At 69.8% G+C, this 17663-nt stretch carries 16 protein-coding genes; 8 read left to right on the forward strand and 8 right to left on the reverse strand.

Translation table 11 applies throughout. From position 1 onward, the window contains the following. The first annotated feature begins 95 nt into the window (after positions 1 to 95). Positions 96 to 965 carry an exodeoxyribonuclease III gene (locus IEY88_RS38975; protein ID WP_229694169.1) on the forward strand — a complete coding sequence of 290 codons (870 nt, stop codon included), beginning with the start codon at positions 96 to 98 and terminating at the stop codon, positions 963 to 965. On the opposite strand, the gene IEY88_RS38980 is transcribed toward IEY88_RS38975, so the two are convergent. The 4 genes from IEY88_RS38980 to IEY88_RS38995 form a co-directional block, all read right to left on the reverse strand. Then, a complete protein-coding gene (locus IEY88_RS38980; RefSeq protein ID WP_189159941.1) occupies positions 943 to 2259 on the reverse strand; it encodes a HAMP domain-containing sensor histidine kinase in 1317 nt (438 codons plus the stop codon). The two genes, IEY88_RS38975 and IEY88_RS38980, sit on opposite strands and share 23 nt — an antisense overlap. Next, positions 2256 to 2927, reverse strand: a complete 672-nt coding sequence (locus IEY88_RS38985; protein WP_229694170.1) for a response regulator transcription factor — start codon at positions 2925 to 2927, stop codon at positions 2256 to 2258. The genes IEY88_RS38980 and IEY88_RS38985 overlap by 4 nt, the downstream gene beginning before the upstream one ends. A 132-nt stretch (positions 2928 to 3059) precedes the next feature. Further along, positions 3060 to 3422, reverse strand: a complete 363-nt coding sequence (locus IEY88_RS38990; protein ID WP_189159942.1) for a hypothetical protein — start codon at positions 3420 to 3422, stop codon at positions 3060 to 3062. Positions 3423 to 3514: 92 nt separating this feature from the next. Then, positions 3515 to 4387: an NsdA family TPR-like regulatory protein gene (locus tag IEY88_RS38995; RefSeq protein ID WP_189159943.1), complete on the reverse strand. Its 873-nt coding sequence runs from the start codon at positions 4385 to 4387 to the stop codon at positions 3515 to 3517. 155 nt (positions 4388 to 4542) lie between these two features. Here IEY88_RS38995 and IEY88_RS39000 point away from each other — a divergent pair, with 155 nt between their 5' ends. After that, a complete protein-coding gene (locus IEY88_RS39000) occupies positions 4543 to 4782 on the forward strand; it encodes a hypothetical protein (RefSeq protein WP_189159944.1) in 240 nt (79 codons plus the stop codon). Between the two features lie 28 nt (positions 4783 to 4810). On the opposite strand, the gene IEY88_RS39005 is transcribed toward IEY88_RS39000, so the two are convergent. Continuing rightward, positions 4811 to 5587 carry an STAS domain-containing protein gene (locus IEY88_RS39005; RefSeq protein WP_189159945.1) on the reverse strand — a complete coding sequence of 259 codons (777 nt, stop codon included), beginning with the start codon at positions 5585 to 5587 and terminating at the stop codon, positions 4811 to 4813. Between the two features lie 183 nt (positions 5588 to 5770). Between IEY88_RS39005 and IEY88_RS39010 the strand changes: the two genes are divergently transcribed. The 6 genes from IEY88_RS39010 (at position 5771) to IEY88_RS39035 (ending at position 14598) form a co-directional block, all read left to right on the forward strand. Continuing rightward, complete coding sequence (locus tag IEY88_RS39010) at positions 5771 to 8002, forward strand: ATP-binding protein (protein ID WP_189159946.1); 2232 nt, start codon at positions 5771 to 5773, stop codon at positions 8000 to 8002. A 160-nt stretch (positions 8003 to 8162) separates the two neighbouring features. Continuing rightward, positions 8163 to 8726 (forward strand): TetR/AcrR family transcriptional regulator, encoded by a 564-nt coding sequence (locus IEY88_RS39015; protein ID WP_189159947.1) that lies wholly within the window; start codon positions 8163 to 8165, stop codon positions 8724 to 8726. Between the two features lie 78 nt (positions 8727 to 8804). After that, positions 8805 to 9998 carry a cytochrome P450 gene (locus tag IEY88_RS39020; protein WP_189159948.1) on the forward strand — a complete coding sequence of 398 codons (1194 nt, stop codon included), beginning with the start codon at positions 8805 to 8807 and terminating at the stop codon, positions 9996 to 9998. A 1-nt stretch (position 9999) separates the two neighbouring features. After that, a complete protein-coding gene (locus IEY88_RS39025) occupies positions 10000 to 10194 on the forward strand; it encodes a ferredoxin (protein ID WP_189159949.1) in 195 nt (64 codons plus the stop codon). 277 nt (positions 10195 to 10471) lie between these two features. Then, positions 10472 to 11431, forward strand: a complete 960-nt coding sequence (locus tag IEY88_RS39030; RefSeq protein WP_189159950.1) for an NsdA family TPR-like regulatory protein — start codon at positions 10472 to 10474, stop codon at positions 11429 to 11431. 242 nt (positions 11432 to 11673) lie between these two features. Continuing rightward, on the forward strand, positions 11674 to 14598 hold the full coding sequence (locus IEY88_RS39035) for an AfsR/SARP family transcriptional regulator (RefSeq protein WP_189159951.1): 2925 nt from the start codon (positions 11674 to 11676) through the stop codon (positions 14596 to 14598). A 66-nt stretch (positions 14599 to 14664) separates the two neighbouring features. Here the strand turns inward: IEY88_RS39035 and IEY88_RS39040 are convergent, their stop codons facing one another. The 3 genes from IEY88_RS39040 to IEY88_RS39050 form a co-directional block, all read right to left on the reverse strand. Continuing rightward, positions 14665 to 14856 carry a ferredoxin gene (locus IEY88_RS39040; RefSeq protein WP_189159952.1) on the reverse strand — a complete coding sequence of 64 codons (192 nt, stop codon included), beginning with the start codon at positions 14854 to 14856 and terminating at the stop codon, positions 14665 to 14667. Further along, complete coding sequence (locus IEY88_RS39045) at positions 14853 to 16067, reverse strand: cytochrome P450 (protein ID WP_189159953.1); 1215 nt, start codon at positions 16065 to 16067, stop codon at positions 14853 to 14855. Before IEY88_RS39045 ends, IEY88_RS39040 begins: the two co-directional genes overlap by 4 nt. 62 nt (positions 16068 to 16129) lie before the next feature. After that, positions 16130 to 17641, reverse strand: a complete 1512-nt coding sequence (locus tag IEY88_RS39050; protein ID WP_229694171.1) for an ABC-F family ATP-binding cassette domain-containing protein — start codon at positions 17639 to 17641, stop codon at positions 16130 to 16132. Positions 17642 to 17663 lie beyond the last annotated feature (22 nt).

The raw sequence follows: 17663 nt of genomic DNA on the forward strand, positions 1-17663 counted from the left end.
GAACCCGCATTGCGGCGCGACGGCGGTGACGGGCTGGCCCTCGGCGAGCCTGGGCGCTTCGCTCTTCGATGCGGGCTCGAGCCCCGATGACTACCGTGGGGCGGGTGCGAGTGGCTACCTGGAACGTGAACTCCGTCAAGCAACGCGTACCCCGCCTGCTGCCGTGGCTGGATCAGCGGCAGCCGGACGTCGTGTGCCTGCAGGAGACCAAACTGGCCGACGACGCCTTCACCACGTTGCTGGGCGACGCCCTGAAGGAACGCGGCTACGAGTTCGCCCTGTTCGGTGAGACGCAGTGGAACGGCGTTGCCCTTCTCTCCCGTGTGGGCCTTGAAGACGTCGCCGTAGGTGTGGCCGGCGCACCGGGCTTCCCACACGTCGAGGCACGCGCCGTAGCCGCGACGTGTGGCGGCGTGCGCGTCCACTCGCTGTACGTGCCCAACGGCCGTGAGCCGGAGTCGGACCACTACAAGTACAAGCTGGAGTGGCTGGCCGCCCTGCGCGATGTGCTGGACGCCGGTCCCGAGGACGCGCTGGTGTGCGGTGACATCAACATCGCGCCGGCCGACGCCGACCTGTTCGACCCCGAGGCCTACGTCGGCCACACCCACGTCACCGAGCCGGAACGCGCCGCGTTGCAGGCCATCGAGGCGTTGGGGTTCCACGACGTCGTGCGCGATCGGTGGCCGAACGAACGCATCTTCAGCTACTGGGACTACCGCGCCGGCATGTTCCATCGTGATCTCGGTATGCGCATCGACCTGATCCTCGCGTCGAGTTCCGTCGCGCCGCGGACCAAGGCGGCGTGGATCGACCGGCATGCGCGCAAGGGGACCGGGCCGAGCGATCACGCGCCGGTGATCGTGGACCTGGACGAGGCGCCGGACGGGGACATCGGGCCCGTGGTGCCGCCGCCGTCGTCGCCGGGCGCGAAGAAGAAGGTCAAGCTTCCGCAGGCGAAGTAGCGGGTGGCCGCAGCGTCACGGTGAACGCCGCGCCGCCCTCGGGCGCGGGCCCGGCCACGATCGTCCCACCCATCCGCGTCACCAGCCCGTGCACGAGCGCGAGCCCCACGCCGGTCCCCACCGGCCGGGACTCCTGGTACCGCGCGTGCAGCACGCCGCGGTCGAACGCCACGGCGTAGTCCTCCGCGGCCAGCCCCGGCCCGCCGTCGCGGACCTCCAGGACGGCGGACAGGGCGAGCACGACCGGATGGCCGGCCGGGGTGACGCGCAAGGCGTTCTCCATCAGGCCGTCGATGACCTGACGCAGGCGCCGGGCGTCCGCGCGGACCACCGGTGAGGCCGAGACCTCCAGCGTGAAGTGCACTCCTCGGGCGTGGCAGCGGGCGTGCCACACCTCGGCGGCCGAGCGGACGACGGGCTCCAGGGCGACGGTGGCCATGTCCAGGCGGAAGTCGTCAGCGCCCAGGCGGGCGAGGTCGAGCAGGTCGCTGACCAGGCGGTCCAGCCGACGGGCCTCGTCCAGGATCACGGTGCCGACCGGGGCCACCTGTGCGCCGGAGACGACGCCGTCCGCCAGGGACTCGGCGAAGCCCGTCACGGCGGTGAGCGGCGTGCGGAGTTCGTGGGAGACGGAGAGCAGGAAGTCGCGTTGCCGGGATTCGCTGCGTTGCAAGGCATCTGCCAGCGAGTTCACCGCCTGGCCCACCTCGGCCAGTTCGTGCGTGCCGGAGATGGGGACGCGCAGGTCCCGGCGCCCGGCGCTCATCGAGTGGGCGACCGACGCCACCCGGCGCAGCGGGCGGGCCAGGAACGAGCCCAGGGCCAGGCCGGCGAGGACGGCCACGCCGAGGCCGACGCCCAGGGCGGCCATGACGTTGCGGATCAGCTTGCGGTAGGTGCCGGTGGTCTCGGTCTCCTGGACCAGGGCGAAGCCGCCCGCCCCCGACGGACGGGCCTCCACGTTCAGACGGCCGCTCGCCCCGGACACCGCGGAACCCGACAACACCTTGCGGTAGTCGACGGCGCGCACCGCTCGCACGGCCGCGCGGTCGGAGCCCGTGACGTCGCCGGACGCGGTGATCCGGACGATCGCGATGTCCTGGCCCTCCAGGATCTGCTCGACGCGGTTGTTCGAGATCTGGCCCGCCACCACGTCCGCCTGCGAACGCAGGAACTCGCGGCTCACCTGCTGCGACGTCGAGAGCACCAGGCGGATCGACACGAAACCCGCCACGGCCACCGCCACGAACGCGACTCCCAGGCACAGCAACGCGATCCGTCCCGCGAGGTTCACGACGCGTCCGCCGAGTAGCCGACGCCGCGCACTGTCCGAATTGGACTCAATGCGCCGAACTTGGCGCGTAGCTGGGCTATGTGAACATCAACGGTTCGTGTGCCTGCCACGGACGAGTAGCCCCACACCGCGGACAGCAGCTGCTCGCGCGAGAACACCTGCCGTGGGTTCTTCATCAGATGGGAAAGCAACCCGAACTCCGTCGACGTCAACGAGACCTCTGAATCACCGGCGAACGCACGCCGTTCGCCAACATCGAGCCGTACGGAACCCACCTGCAGAACATCCGACACGGCGCCAGAAGAGCGACGCAGGACCGTCCGCACGCGCAGAGCCAGTTCGCGCGGGCTGAAGGGCTTGGTGATGTAGTCGTCGGCGCCCAGTTCCAACCCGAGCAGGCGGTCCACCTCGTCGTCACGGGCCGTCACGAACAGCACCGGCGTCCAGTCGCCGGCCGCGCGCATCGCCCGGCACACCTCGATGCCGTTCAGCACGGGCAGGCCGACGTCCAGCACCACCGCCACCGGCGACAGCGAGCGGACCGCGGCCAGTGCCGCGTCCCCCGAGGACTCCAGGTGCACGCCGAAGCCGTCGCGCCGCAGGTACAGCGCCACCAGTTCGGCGATCGCCGGTTCGTCCTCCACGACGAGCACCAGGCCACGTTCCACGCGTTCACCCCGGCTGGTTGAGGTCCGACTCGATGCTGCTCAGCGTTGATTCCACATCATCGAGGTCCGACGCCGGAGCCTCACCCCGGCACGCCGTCAGAGCGAACAGCAGGACGACGGCGGCGGCCCACCTCACTTCGATCCGCAGTGCTCGGACTTGAACTTCGCGACCCGCTCGCCGGACTTCGCCAGCTTCACGAGCTGGGCGTCGCGCAGCTTCAGCCGCGCGTCCAGCACGTCCGCGCGCGCCGTGTTGCCGTTCTTGCGGGCGTCCGCGGCCTTCTGCTCGATCCACTTCTTCGAGCCCAGCGTCTCCGCGGTGCCGTTGATCTTGTCCGTCAGCGCCTTGACCTTGGCCTCGACCCGCGGCACCCGCTGTGAGCAGATCTTCTGCACCTTCTCCGGGCTGATCGTGATCGGTTCCTGTGCCGACGCGGTCCCCGCACCCAGCAGCAGCATCCCGAGCACGAGCCCACCGATTCGCGAAATGTCCATGGCACAGAACGATGACCGGCCACGGTCAGAACGAGGTCCGCCGAATGTTCGGGTTCTGCAAAGATCAGTGCCGGGACGTCAGCGCCTCGACGTCAGCGCAGGGCGATCCCGTGCAGTGCCGCCACCTGCACCATCGGGCGCATCCGGTCCCACACCCGCTCCGACCGCAGCTCCTCCGCCGCGTTCACCGCCCGCATCCCGACGGCCCGGCCCTGGTCGAGGTCGCCGTCGAGGAAGTGGCACGAGGCCAGCGAGATCAGGCAGAACGTCCAGCTGCGCGCCATCGCCGGCCCGAAGCCCTCGATCGCCGACAGCAACGCGGGAACGGCCACCCGCGTGTCGCCGAGCTCCGTGTGGACCATGCCGGTCATCGCCGTCAGGTCGGTCTCGTCGTGGAACCGCGCCCAGTCCGGCACATGTGCCAGGTCCGCGCACGCGAACGAGTCCTTCGCCTTCCCCAACGCGCGCAACGCCTCGGCGGATCGAGCCTGACGGGCGTACGCCCACGCCTCGTTCGAATACATGATGCTCGCCGCCAACGGTGCGAAAGCGCCCCTTCTGAAATAAGCCAGCGCATCACCCGGTGCGCCGTGATGCAGGTGCACGCGCCCACGCCGATAGACGATGTTGGTCGTCAGGTCTTCGTCGTGACGCGCGAATTCCAGCGCGCGGTCGAAATGGTGGTACGCCGCTCCCACCTGGCCGCTGTCGAACGACGTCCACCCGGCGAGGTTGTGCAGGTCCGCGACCGCGGACAACAGGCGTGCCCGCACGGCGTCCGACGCTTCGGCGGCCAGCAGCTGCTGCGCCCAGTAGATCCGCACGACGACGGCGTCGCGGCACGCCCCTCCGCCGTACCGGTAGTCCACCGAACGCAACGACCGGGTCTGCGCCTCCAGCTGTTCGACATCGCTCGCACCGATGCGGCTGGAGTGCGGGGGAGGGAAGTACGCAGGATCCGCCATGGAATACACCTCTGCGCCGCCGTTGGAATCCGAGCGTAGGGCTCCGGAGAGCGGCTGAGAAGGGGTTCTTCCTCGGCTGGAATTCGGCGGAAACGGCGATTGAGCAGGTATTAATGCGGGTATGCACGGCCGGGTCCAGGCAGCAGGCTCTACTCATGAGGCGACGCACGCACCTGCGGCTGGTGACCTCCTCCGAAGTCGAGGACACGACTCTGACAGCGGTTCTCAAGGCCGAGGACCTGGCCCAGCCACTAGGCCTCGACCCTTGTTCACGGGTGACATGCGCCCTGCACCGGTGCTGGCTGCACCAGTGCGTGGACGCGGTGGACGCGGCCTCGGACCGCCAGGTCCACAGGGCTTATCGCACGAGTCTGGCGGCGACGCACGGCCAGTAGAGCGGTCCGGTAGAACGACCCGAAAGCGTTAAGTCTGGTGGGTGAAGACAGCAGCCTCTGAGACGTAGCTCGGAGGCCGCTGGCTGTCCTCCGGCACGTCGAGCAACGCCCAGATGATGTGCCGCCCACCTCCGGCCGGCGTCTCACCCATCGTGAAGTTGCAGACGGCGATCGACGCGACGTTGCGGCGCATGATGTGCCACTGCTTGAGGTCGAAGCGTGCGGTCGTGCGCACCGCAACGGACAACTTGTCCCCACGCATGCGCAGCAGCAGCGCCATGGGGCTGTCGTCCTCGATGTGCGACACGAGTTCCACGGCCACCTGCGGCGCGACGTCGAGCATCGACTGGACGCCCCACCGCTCGCAGGCGCGTTCGGTGATCCGCTCGGCAACGTGCGGCAGGCAGCGGCACGTCGGCAGCGGCGCGTCCACCCGGTCCTCGTGCTTGTGCCGCACCACCGCGGCCACGGCGGCCGAGGTCGTCGAGTGCAGCGGGATGTGCCGGGGCAGGCCGCGCGACTCCAGCGTCGAACGCAGCTCGTGATCACTGACGACGAGGCTCAGCGAGATGCCCGGCCACCGCGCCGCGGACAGCCACACGACGTCGAACAGCACCAGCAACGCGGGGGACTCCGCGACCAGCTCGTCGAGCTCCACCACCACGCCGACGAGCTCCTTGGTGGCGTAGTCGAGCAACACGTCCTGCGCGCGCATGTACGTCGTCCAGTCGAGGCGTCCGCTGAACCGGACGACGACCACGCCGTTCTGCTCCCGGACGTCCACGCCGAGGCTGTCGCAGGCCATGAGTCCCCCTCTCGCAGGCGTGTGCCAAGCCTTCAAGGTTGGAGTGGTGACCGCGTGCTCCCTAGGGGGTAACTACCCGTGTTTCGCCATTGGTGCCTCCGGGGGACCGCGTTGCAGCGGGAGATCGCGCGCACCTAGGGTGCCGCTGTGGGCGGTTCGCTTTCCCCAGGTCGCAAAGGTAATTTGCCTGCTGACACAACTACTTTCGTCGGCCGCAGGCACGACGTCACCGAGGTGCGGAGACTGCTGGCCGAGTCCCGCCTGGTCACCCTGACGGGTGTCGGTGGCGTCGGGAAGACGCGGCTGGCGTTGCGTGCTGCCGCCGAGACGAGCAGGGCGTTCCGCGACGGGGTGTGGTTCGTCGAACTGGGCGGCGTCACCGACCCGGAACTGGTCGTGCACACGGTCCTCGAACAGCTGGGCGTCCACGACGACACCGTCCGCATGCACCGCACCGTCCTGGTGGAACACCTGCGCGACCGGCAGATGCTGATGGTCCTCGACAACTGCGAGCACGTCGTCGAGGAGACCGCCGACCTGGTGGGAGCGTTGCTGCGCGGGGTCCGGGGTCTGCGCGTGCTCGTCACCAGCCGCGAACGCCTGGGCGTCGACGGCGAACACCTCTGGCAGGTCACGCCGCTGCCGCAGGACCCGGCGCTCGCGCTGTTCGCCGAACGCGCCGCCGCCGTCGAACCCGGTTTCGTCCTCGACGCGCACAACCACGCCAAGGTCAGTCAGATCGTCACGCTGCTCGGCGGGATTCCGCTGGCCATCGAACTGGCCGCCGTGCGCATGCGCGTGCTCAGCCTCGACCACCTGTCGTCCAGATTGGACAACACCTTCCGGGTGCTCGTGGAGGGCAAGCGCGGTGGCGACCCGCGCCACCAGACGCTGCACGCCGCCGTGGACTGGAGCTTCCACCTCTGCACGCGGTCCGAGCAGGTCCTGTGGGCACGGGCGTCGGTGTTCTCGGGCACGTTCGACCTGGAGGCGGCGGAACGGGTCTGCTCCGGCGACAGCGTCGCGGCCGAGGAGGTCATGCACTCGCTGATGGGGCTGGTCGACAAGTCCGTGGTGGTGTCCGAGCAGCAGCCGTCCGGCACCCGGTTCCGGCTGCTGGAGCCGTTGCGGCAGTACGGCCTGGAGAAGCTGCGCGAGGCCGGCCGTGAACAGGTGACGCGCGAACGGCACCGCGACCACTTCATCGACTGGGCCGAGCGCCGCGAGAAGGAGTGGTTCGGCCCCGCCCAGCCGCAGATCTTCAGCCTCACTCGCCTGGAGCACGCGAACCTGCGCTCCGCCCTGGACTTCTGCTTCGACCACGACGGCGACCACTGCGTGCACCTGGCCAGCACGCTGTGGTTCTACTGGGCGGGCTGCGGCATGCTCGGCGAGGGCAGGCACTGGCTCGACCGGGCCGTGGCGAGCGCGAAACCGGGCCCGTCACGCGCCAAGGCGCTGTGGGTCAACGGCTACGTCTCGACACTGCAGGGAGACCTGCCCGCGTCGACGCGGATGCTGGACGAGTGCCTCGAGTACGCGGTCGAGTCCGGTGACGGGGCCGCGCTCGCCTACGCCACCCACCGCATCGCCTGCACGCACCTGATCGGTGACGACCTCGACCTCGCGGACAGCGGGTTCGAGGAGGCCATGCGCCTGTACCGGGGCCAGGGCACGGTCAACAGCCACACCATGCTCGCCGGCATCGAACTCGCGATCTCGGCGACGTTCCGGCACGACTTCGCCGCCGCCGAACGACTCTGCGTCGAGGCCAAGGCCGTCGGCGAGGAGCACGGCGAACTGTGGGCGCAGGCGTACGCGATCTGGGTGCTGGCGCTGTGCGCGTGGGTCAGCGGCGACTTCGCGCTCGCCGACCGGCTCGGCCGCGAGTGCCTGCAGATCAAGCGCTCGTTCCACGACCTGCTCGGCATCGTGCTCGCGCTCGAGGTGCTCGCCTGGATCTCCGCCTCCCAGGGCGACGCGGAGCGCGCGGCCACGCTGCTGGGCGCCACCAACGAGATCTGGCAGTCGGTCGGCTACCCCATGTTCGGGTCGCGCTACTTCGGGGCTCCGCACGGCGAGTGCGAGTCGGCGACGGTGTCCGCGTTGGGTGAGCAGGAGTTCCGTGCCGTGTTCCGCAAGGGCATGGACCTCGAACTGGAGGACGCCATCGCGTTCGCCATCGGGGAGGAGGCGGTTCGGGAGGAGGCGCCGGTGGTGACCTCGACGCCGTTGACGCGGCGGGAGCAGCAGGTCGCCGACCTCATCGCCGGGGGGATGTCGAACAAGGAGATCGCGGCTCGGCTGGTGATCGCCCGGCGGACCGCGGAGGGGCATGTGGAGCGGATCCTGCAGAAGCTCGGGTTCACCTCGCGGGCGCAGATCGCCACCTGGGTGACCGAGCGTCGCAACTGAGAAGTGCGGCGCTCGCCGGAACACTGTGCGTCCACATCGGACTGGTGGGCGCCTCCGGCGGAGATCGGCAGCGGCGACCACGGCCCGCCCGTGCTGCCGTTCGCGCCGCCTCGCGGACGGCCCCGGTACGGTGCACGTCACCTGAGCCGAGGGAGACAGGGTGGGTCGCACGCCTTTGGACGCGCCCGAGCGTCAGCAGGAGGTCTTCGCCGCGGTGCTCGGGGTGCTGGCGGAGGTCGGGTACGCGCGGTTCAACATGGACCTCGTCGCCGGCCGGGCGCGCGCCAGCAAGGCGAGCCTCTACCAGCGCTGGCCGTCCAAGGCGCGGCTGATCACGGACGCGCTGAAGGCGAACCTGCCGCGGCTGTCGCAGCCGGACGAGGGCACGTTCGCCGAGGACGTCCGCCAGATCCTGCTGGCGTGGGGCGAGCCGATGCCGTTCGACACCGCCGGCATCTTCCTCGGGCTGCTCGAGGGCAGCCGTCAGGACGCCGATCTCGCGTACCTGCGCGAGGAGCACGTCGACCGCGCGTACACCGAGCACCTGCGGGTCGCCGTGCAGCGGGGGAAGGCGCGCGGTGAACTGCCGGAGCGCCTCGACGCCGAAGTCCTCATCACCGCGCTGATCTCGACCTTCGTCCTCCGGTCGGAGGAAGAGGGTGTCATCGAGAGCATCGTCGACGGCCTGCTGAGACCGTTGATCAGTACATTTCGGGCCAAATAACTCGTCAGCTCGTAGTCGTTGCGCTACGTTCGGTCATGAAGTCAACAGAACAGTTCTGTTCTATTGAGGGGGAATCCCGTGACTGAAGCTGCCGTCTGCCCGGTCCCGCACGAGAACCGCACGCACCCGCTGGGTCCGCCCGCGGGCTTCGAGGAGGCCATCAGCGCGGGCCCGGTGAGGATGCTCTGGCCCAACAGGGTGGAGGCCTGGGTCGTCAGCAGCTACGCCGGGGTGCGGCAGGTGCTCTCCGACCCGCGGTTCAGCGCGAACAAGGACGGCCAGCCCGAGATGCGCACCGAGGGCGAGCAGGTCCTCGGCCTGCCGGAACCGGGCAACATGAACGTGATGGACGGCGCCGAGCACCTGCGTCTGCGCCGGCCGCTCGCGCGGGCGTTCATGGTCAAGCGCCTGAACGAGATGCGCCCGCGCATCCAGGAGATCGTCGACGAGCACCTCGACGCGATGGAACGCGCGGGAGCGCCCGCCGACCTGGTGTCCTCGGTCTGCCTGCCGGTGCCGTCACTGGTGATCGCCGAACTGCTCGGCGTCCCGCCGGAGCACCAGGAGCTGTTCCAGGCCACGACCAGGGAGATGTTCGGCAAGAACGGCTCGCGTGCCGAGTACGAGGCGAAGGCCGCCGAACTGGGCGGGGTGCTCATGAAGGTCGTGGAGGAGAAGAAGGCGTCGGGCACCACCGACGACCTGATCGGCCTCATGGTCAACGACACCGACTTCGACATGGACGAGCTGCTGTTCCTCGCCATCGGGCTGCTCGCGGCGGGCCACGAGACGACGTCGAACTTCTTCGGCCTGTTCACCCTCACGCTCTTCGAGAACCCGGACCAGCTGGCGATCCTGAAGCGCGACCCGAGTCGTGCGGACGTCATCGTCGAGGAGCTGATGCGGTACACGGTCGGCAGGCTCGGCGGCGCGGGGCTCGCGCGCAGGGCCACCGAGGACGTCGAGGTCGACGGCGTCACGATCCACGCGGGCGACTGGGTCGCGGTGACGTTCCACGCCAACCTCGACGAAGAGCTGTGCCCGCACGCCGGTGAGCTCGACCTGGAGCGCAGGGCGGTGTCGCACCTCGGGTTCGGGTTCGGCCCGCACCAGTGCCTCGGCGCGAACCTGGCCCGCGCGGAGCTGCAGATCCTGCTCCGCACGCTGTTCACGCGGTTCCCGGACGTGCGCCCGGCGGTTCCCCTGGTGGAGATGGACTTCCGCGAGGACATGATCACCTACGGCGCGGCGACGATCCCGGTGGTGTGGTGACGTGACGGTCCGGATAGACCAGACGAGGTGCATCGGTTCGGGTCAGTGCGTGCTCGCCGCCCCGGACGTGTTCGACCAGTCGGACGACGACGGGCTCGGCCTGGTGGTCGTGGCGGAACCCTCCGCCGAGCTGCTACCGGGCGTTCGTGACGCAGTGGACAGGTGTCCCGCGCAGGTGGTCACCCTGGAGGAGTGAACCGATCGGCCGAACCGGTGAGGAGTCGTCACGGGAAATGGATTCAGTTCCCGTGCGCTGACACCTCGTTGGCCCCTTTCCGATCACCACGACCGTCCGAAATCGTAGGCGCGACCACCACGGCGTTGTGGCGGTCGCGCCGACGTGTCCCGGGAGAGTCGAAAGACCCTTCCCGACCAGGCCCTGCAGCGGGATGGTGTCGGCGCGCGGTGAGTACCGGCGGTGTGTAACGGGTATTCGTACAACGAGTGCGCGGCGCACGTCAGGAGGGCCAACCATGTTCAACGGCGATGCGTTTCGAGATCGCGTGGACAAGACCGACGTGCGGCATGTGGAAACTCTGACGAGTGCGTTGCGGGCGCTCGACCACGAATACGGCGGTGGTGCGTGCCGGGACGCTTGCGTCGCCTTGTTGAACTGGGCGAACCCGTTGCTCGACACCAGTTCGTCCGGTCCGGTGCTGCACCGGCTCCAGGTCGCCATCGCGGACCTGCACAACCTGGCTGGCTGGGCGTCGTTCGACATGGGCCTGCTCGAATCGGCGCACCTGCACTTCGGCCGTGCGATGAGCCTCGCGCGCGCATCGGGCAACAGCGCGCTGGAAGCGAACATCCACTACCGCATGGGCCGCGTGCACCTGCACTACGACCTGGCCGAGGACGCTTTGTCGTCGTTCCAACGGGGTCTGCCCGTCGCGCAGGCCAGCGGGTCCACCTTGGCCGTGTCCATCCTGCACGCCAACGAGGCGTGGGCGTTCGCGAAGATGGGCGCGGAAAGGCAGGCGCTGCGCCAGTTCGCGCGTGCCGAGGACGAGTTCGAACGGTCCGTGGCCGAGGACGCGCCGCCGTGGGCGCGCTTCTTCGACCTGGCCGACCTGGTGTCCATCGGCGGCATGGTGCACACCGAACTCGCGCGCACGTGCGACGTGAAGTACGCGCGGTCGGCGATCCCGCTGCTCACCAGGGCGATCTCCTCCGACGGTGAGAACGCGTCGCGCAGCCAGTCGTTCCGGCTGGCCGCGCTCGCCGTGAACCACCTGGTGCGGAACGACCCCGAACAGGCGCGGGACGTCGGCGAACAGGCGATCGCGCTGTCCGGTCCGATCAGCTCGGCCCGCACCCGCGACCGCATGCGGCCGTTGAAGCAGGAGGCGGAACGGTTGCGGGGCAATGAGGCCGCGGACGACCTGGTGTCCCGGCTGGGGAAGTTCATGACGTCGTCGCGGGGCGCGGCCTGACCGGAGGCGCCACCGGGACCCGAGGAGAGGTTTGGGCTTCGGGCCCCGGCGGCACCGTCTGAAGAGGAGCGGCGCCCGCCTGGGGGGCCACGACGCCGCTCCAGCCTGTGCGTCAGCAGTCGAGTCCGGAGAACGACGCCGCGGGGGCCGCGAAGGTTGTCGTCCTCATGGGCGAGAAGCATCACGCGGCCCGCTGACATTTCGCTGACACCTGGGGTTACCGGCTGGTTAGGATCGGGCCCATGCAACGGCGGTGGGGGTTCAGAGTTCTCGGATCGTTGCAGGTCATCGACTCTGGCCGCGTCGTGGAGCTGCGCTCGGCCAAGCAGCGTGTCCTGCTCGCCGCGTTGCTGATGAAGGCGAACGCACCGGTGTCCTCGTACGAGCTGATGGAACATCTCTGGGGCGAAGAGCCGTCAGGTGCGGCGCGCGCGACCCTGCAGACGTACGTCATGCGGTTGCGGCAGGCGCTGGACGACCTGGCCGACCGCAAGCTGGTCCGCACGTGGCCCACCGGCTACTCGATCCACCTGGAAGACGACCAGCTCGACCTGCTGACGTTCCAGCGGCTGCGCGCCGAGGCCCGCCGCGCGCCCGACCTGGAGACCGAGGCCCGCCTGCTCGGTGAGGCCGCCGCGTTGTGGCGCGGCCCGGCGCTCGACCAGGTGTCGTCGCTGCGGATGGAACAGACCGACGTGCAGCGCCTGAACGAACAGCGCTGGGAGGTGCTGGAACGCCGCAACGACGCCGAACTGCAGCTGGGCCGGCACGACCAGATCGTCGACGAGCTGCGCTCGCTCGTCGCGGAACACCCGCTGCGCGAACGCTTCTGGTTCCAGCTGATGCTCGCCCTGCACCGCACCGGCCAGCAGGCGCAGGCCCTCGACGTGTACCGGCGGGCGAGCGACGTGCTCGCCGACGAGCTCGGCATCGACCCGAACGCCGAGCTCCGCGCGCTGCACATGGAGGTGCTGGCGGGCTCGTCCGCGCCGGTCGCCGTCCAGTCCGGACCCTCGTGGCTGCCGCCCGCGGTCGGCGACTTCTCCGGGCGCGCGGCCGAGGTGGCGCGGTTGACGGCCGGGTTGCGCGCCGGTGGGACGTGGACGATCACCGGACCCGGCGGTGTCGGCAAGACCTCGCTGGCCGTGCACTGCGCCCACGCCGTGCGCGACGGGTTCCCGGACGGCCAGCTGTACCTGAACCTGCGCGGTGGTGAGCAGAAACCCGTCGAGCCCGCCGCGGCACTGGACCGCCTGTTGCGCGGCCTGGGTGTCTCGGGCGGCGCGATCCCGTCCACTGTGGAGGATCGGGTCGCCCTGTACCGGGACCTGTTGTCGGACCGGCGGATCCTCGTCGTGCTGGACAACGCCGTCAGCGAGGCCCAGGTCCGGCCGTTGCTGCCGGGGACCACGTCCGGTGCCGCGCTGGTCACCTCCCGGGCCGCGCTGGCCGGTCTCGAGGCCGCGCACGTCGTGCTGCTGGACGTGCTGCCCTCCGCCGACGCGCTGGCGTTGCTGCGGGCCGCGGTCGGAGAGGCCCGGTGTGCCGCCGAACCCGGTGCGGCGCAGGAGATCGTGACGTACTGCGGCAACCTCCCGCTGGCGTTGCGGGTGGCGGCGGCCCGGCTGGTCGCGCGCCCGCACTGGCAGCTCGCGAAGCTCGCCGGCCGGCTCTCCGACGAACGCCGCCGGTTCGACGAGCTGTCGCTGGGCGATCTCGACGTGCGGGCTTCGCTGGCACTGTCCTACGACGGGCTGGAGGAGTCGCACCGGACCGCGTTCCGGTTGCTGTCACTGGTCGACACGCCGGACTTCCCGGCCTGGGTGGCATCCCCGTTGACGGGGCTGGACCTCGACGACGCGGAGGACCACGTCGAGGCGCTGGTCGACGCCCGGCTGGTCGAGTACGCGGGACGCGACGGCCTGGGACAGGTGCGCTACCGGCTGCACGACCTGCTGCGCGCCTTCGGCCGGGAGGCCGCCACCGAGGAGCCGGCCGTCGCGCTGCGGGCGTTGTTCGAGCAGTGGCTGGACCTCGCGACGCGGGCCGACGTGGAGCTGCCGCACCAGGGCATCCGGCCGGAACCCCTTGCGCTGGAACGGTTCGACCTCGGCGACGCGGCCGACTGGTTCGACGCGGAGTGGCTGAACGTCCACGCCGTGATCACGCAGGCCGCCGCGCTGGGCCTGGGCCCGCTGGCCGCCGAGCTCGCGATCAGGTCGGCGGCGTTCTGCGACCTGCGGGCGCGGTTCGACGACTGGGAGCAGATCAACGCCCTGGGACTCTCCTGCGCACCCGCCGCGCGCCGGCCGATGTTGCTGCAGCAGCGCGCGATCCTGCGGGTCCGGCTGCACGACTACAGCGCCGCGTTCGCCGACTTCCAGGCCGCGCAGGAGAGTTTCGCCGCGGCCGGTGACACGTGGGGCGAGGCCTACGCCCGTTACGGCATGGGGTGGATGCACGAGTGGAGCGGGCGATCCGCGGAGGCCCGCGAGGCTCATCGTGAGGCCATGACCCGGTTCGTGGCCTCCGGCAATCCGCACGGCGAGATCGAGGTGCTGTGTTCCCTCGGTGCGATCGAACGCCGAGCCGGCGGGCTGACCGCCGCACAGGACTACCTGGAACGGGCCAGGCGGCTGGCCGCGCGGATGGGGGACGAGCAGAGCGAGCTGTCGGCGGCACTGGAGCTGGGGCGGTTGCACCAGTTCACGGGACAGTTGGACGACTCCGCCGCGTTCCTGCGGTCCTCGCTGGCCGCGGCGCAGAAGCTCGGGGACCCGGACCTGGCCGCCAACATCCGGTTGTTCCTCGCGGACACGCTGGTCCGGTCCGGCCAGGACTCGCTGGCCGAGGAGCAGTTGCGGCAGGCCTGGGAGTTCTTCGACGAGCACGACGACCGGCAGGGCCGGATCTGGGTGTGGCGCCTGAGGTCCGGGATGGCCACGTCCGCCGAGGCCGCTCTGGAACTGGCCTCGATGGCCATGGAGCAGGCGCGGAAGATGGGGTCGCCGCCGGAGTTCGGGCGGTCGTTGCGGGTGCTGGGCAACGCGCTGGAGCGGTCCGGACGGCCCGAGGAGGCGCGGGAGCACTGGCGGCTGGCCGAGGAGACGCTGACGGCGGCGGGGTTCCAGGCCGAGGTCGACGAGCTGCGGCTGACGACGTCCTGATCCCGGGTGCTGCCGGACCGCCAGGCGACGGTACCGATGTCGCCTGGCGGTCCGACGTGCGGAGGATCAGCTGACCGTGATCGCGCCCGCCGGGCAGAGGCCCGCCGCTTCCTTCGCGGTGGCCTCGTGCTCGGCGTCCGGGTGCTCGACGAGGAGCAGCACCGTGCCGTCCTCCTCGCTCTGGTCGAACAGGTCCGGGTCGGTCAGGACGCACATTCCCGAACCACAGCACTTCGTCTGGTCGACGGAGATCTTCATGACGACCACGCTACTGGCAGCGAGTGCACCCCGTAGATGCCCATGTCGGTGCGCAGCGGCACTTCCGAGGGGTCGACGTCGAGACGCAGGTCCGGGAACTCCTGGAACAGCTTGCCGAAGCCGATCCGCATCTCGATGCGGGCCAGCTGCTGCCCCAGGCACTGGTGGATGCCGTGCCCGAACGCCAGGTGCCCGCTCGCCGGGCGGCGCAGGTCGAGCTCCTCGGGGTTGCCGGGGAACTTCTCCGGGTCGCGGTTCGCCGCCGGCACATGCATCACCACCGTGTCACCGGCCTTGATGAGGTGACCGTCGATCTCCACGTCCTCGCTCGCGGTGCGCGTCGGTCCGAAGTGGATGATCGACAGGTACCGCATCAGCTCCTCGACGGCGTTGTCCACGACGTCTGGTTCGTCCTTGAGGATCTTCAGCTGGTCCGGGTGCTGCAACAGCGTGAACGTGCCGAGGCCCAGCATGTTCGCCGTCGTCTCGTGCCCGGCGATCAGCAGGAGCAGCGCCATGTTCGACGCTTCCTCGTCGGTCGGCTCACCGGTCGCGAGGAGGTCGCTGATCATGTCGTCGCCCGGGTTCTCCTTCTTGCGGGCGATCAGCTCGCGCATGAACTCCTGGATGCGCGCGAAGGCCGCCATGGCCTCCTTGAACGTCGAGTCCAGGCTCAGCAGCTTCGTCGTGTCGTCCTGGAACCGGGCCTTCTCCTCGTACCCGACGCCGAGCAGCGCGCAGATCACCAGTGACGGCACCGGAAGCGCGAACTCCTTCACGAGGTCCGCGCGGCCGTCGAACGTGCGCAGGTGCGCCAGCTGGTCGTCGACGATCTGGCCGATCCACTCGGACAGCTGGTTCATCCGCCGGACGGTGAACTGGCCCTGCAGCATCTTGCGCAGCCGCGTGTGGTCCGGCGGGTCCTGGTTCAGGAACATGCCGGGCTCGGCCTTGCGCTTGTCCGACTCCTCGGGCTGCTCGCCCTGGAAGCGCAGGTCGATCAGGTGGTGCTTCTCGGGGTCGTTGGTGAACTTCGGGCTCCCCAGGACCTCGCGCACCTGGTGGTGCCCGGTGACGAGCCAGCCGACGTGACCGTCGGGGAACTTCAGCCTGCTGACGCGGGCCTGCTCGCGGATCCGCGTGACCTCGGCGGGCGGGTCGAACGGGGTCTGGCGGATCGTGGGCAGTTTGTCGGAGATCAGTTCGGTCATCTCGCACACCTCCCGAGTGCTCGGCAGAAGACCTATTTCGAAGCTACAGAAGTTTCATTAGTTCATGAAGGTGAATCCAGGACCACGGACCGCCACGAGCCGAAATCTGTCCGCATCTGCCGGTCGTGGGTCGCGACGGCCACGGCGGCACTGGTCTGCCGCAGGGCCTCGGTCAGCTCGTCGACCAGGGTGATCGACAGGTGGTTGGTCGGCTCGTCGAGCAGCAGCACGTGCGGTGCACTGCTCAGCAGGATCGCCAGCTCCAGGCGCCTGCGCTGTCCAGTGGACAGGCGGCCGACCGGACGCACCAGGTCTTTCCCTCTGAGCAGACCGATGTCCTCCACCCGCGAACAGAGCTCGACCGCGGTGGCGTCCTCGTTCTCGAACGCCGACTCCTGGGCCAGCAGGGCGACCCTGCCGACGTGGTGGACCGTGCCGTGGGCAGGCTTGACGCGGCCGGCGAGCACGTTCAGCAACGTCGACTTGCCCGCCCCGTTCGGTCCGGTGACCAGCAGCCTCTCTCCCGCGCTGAGCGAGATCGGCTCGGTGAGGTTCAGCCTGCCGGGTACGTCGAGCGGGGTGGCGTGCAGCAGGTCTCCGCTCGCCTCCAGCTCCGGCGGCGTGAAGCGCAACGGGGGCGGGGGAGCACCGACACGCTGGTCGCCGAGCTCTTCGAGCCTGCGAGCCACGTTGCGCATCTTGTTCGCCGCACGCGTCGTGCGCTGGTGCTTGCCCGTGCCCTTCGGAGGGCGCCAACCGTCCTTCAGGCGGGCCTGGGCGCGGTCGACCTTCTCGGCCAGCTCGTCGTGCTCGGCCTCCTCCTGGGCGAACCGCTGCTCCCACCGTTGCCGCTCGGCGCGCTTGGCCTCCTTGAACGCCCGGTAGCCGCCGCCGTGCAGGTGCACCTCGCCGTCCGGGGACGGGTCGAGGTCGAGCAACTGGGTGCAGACCTCGTCCAGCAACGTGCGGTCGTGGCTCACGAGCACCACGACGCCGTGGTGCTCGTGCAGGCGTTCGGTCAGGAACGCCAGCGCGCCCGCGTCGAGGTGGTTGGTCGGCTCGTCCAGCAGCAGGACGTCGGCGCGTTCGGCGAGCAGGCACGCGAGCCGCACGCGGTAGCGCTGGCCCACGCTGAGCCGCTGGAGTGCCGCGGACCTGTCGTGGTCGGCGTCGAGGGCCTTGAGCGCGATCTCGGCGCGGCGCTCGGCGTCCCAGGCCTCGATGTTCTCGGCGTGGGACAAGGCCTTCTCGTAGCGCTGCTCGTCGAACGGCGCTGCGGCAGCGTCCAGTTCGGACAGTGCCTCTCGGCTCTCGCGCAACGCCTTCGCCAGCAGGTCGCCCACCGTTTCGCCTTCGTGGAACGGCATTTCCTGTCGCACCAGGCTCAACGAGCCGTGCCGGGTGACAGTTCCCTGGTCCGGCACCAGGTCTTCGGCGAGCAGGCGGAGGAGGGTGGTCTTGCCGCGGCCGTTCTCGCCGATGATGCCGAGACGCTGGCCCGCGGAGACCGTCAGCGAGATGCCGTCGACGACGGGCCCGGCCTCATAGCCCTTGGTGAGGTCTTGGGTCGTCAAATGAACATGCGAACGCACGGGG

The sequence above is a fragment of the Lentzea pudingi genome, from assembly GCF_014646255.1.
Classification (GTDB): domain Bacteria; phylum Actinomycetota; class Actinomycetes; order Mycobacteriales; family Pseudonocardiaceae; genus Lentzea; species Lentzea pudingi.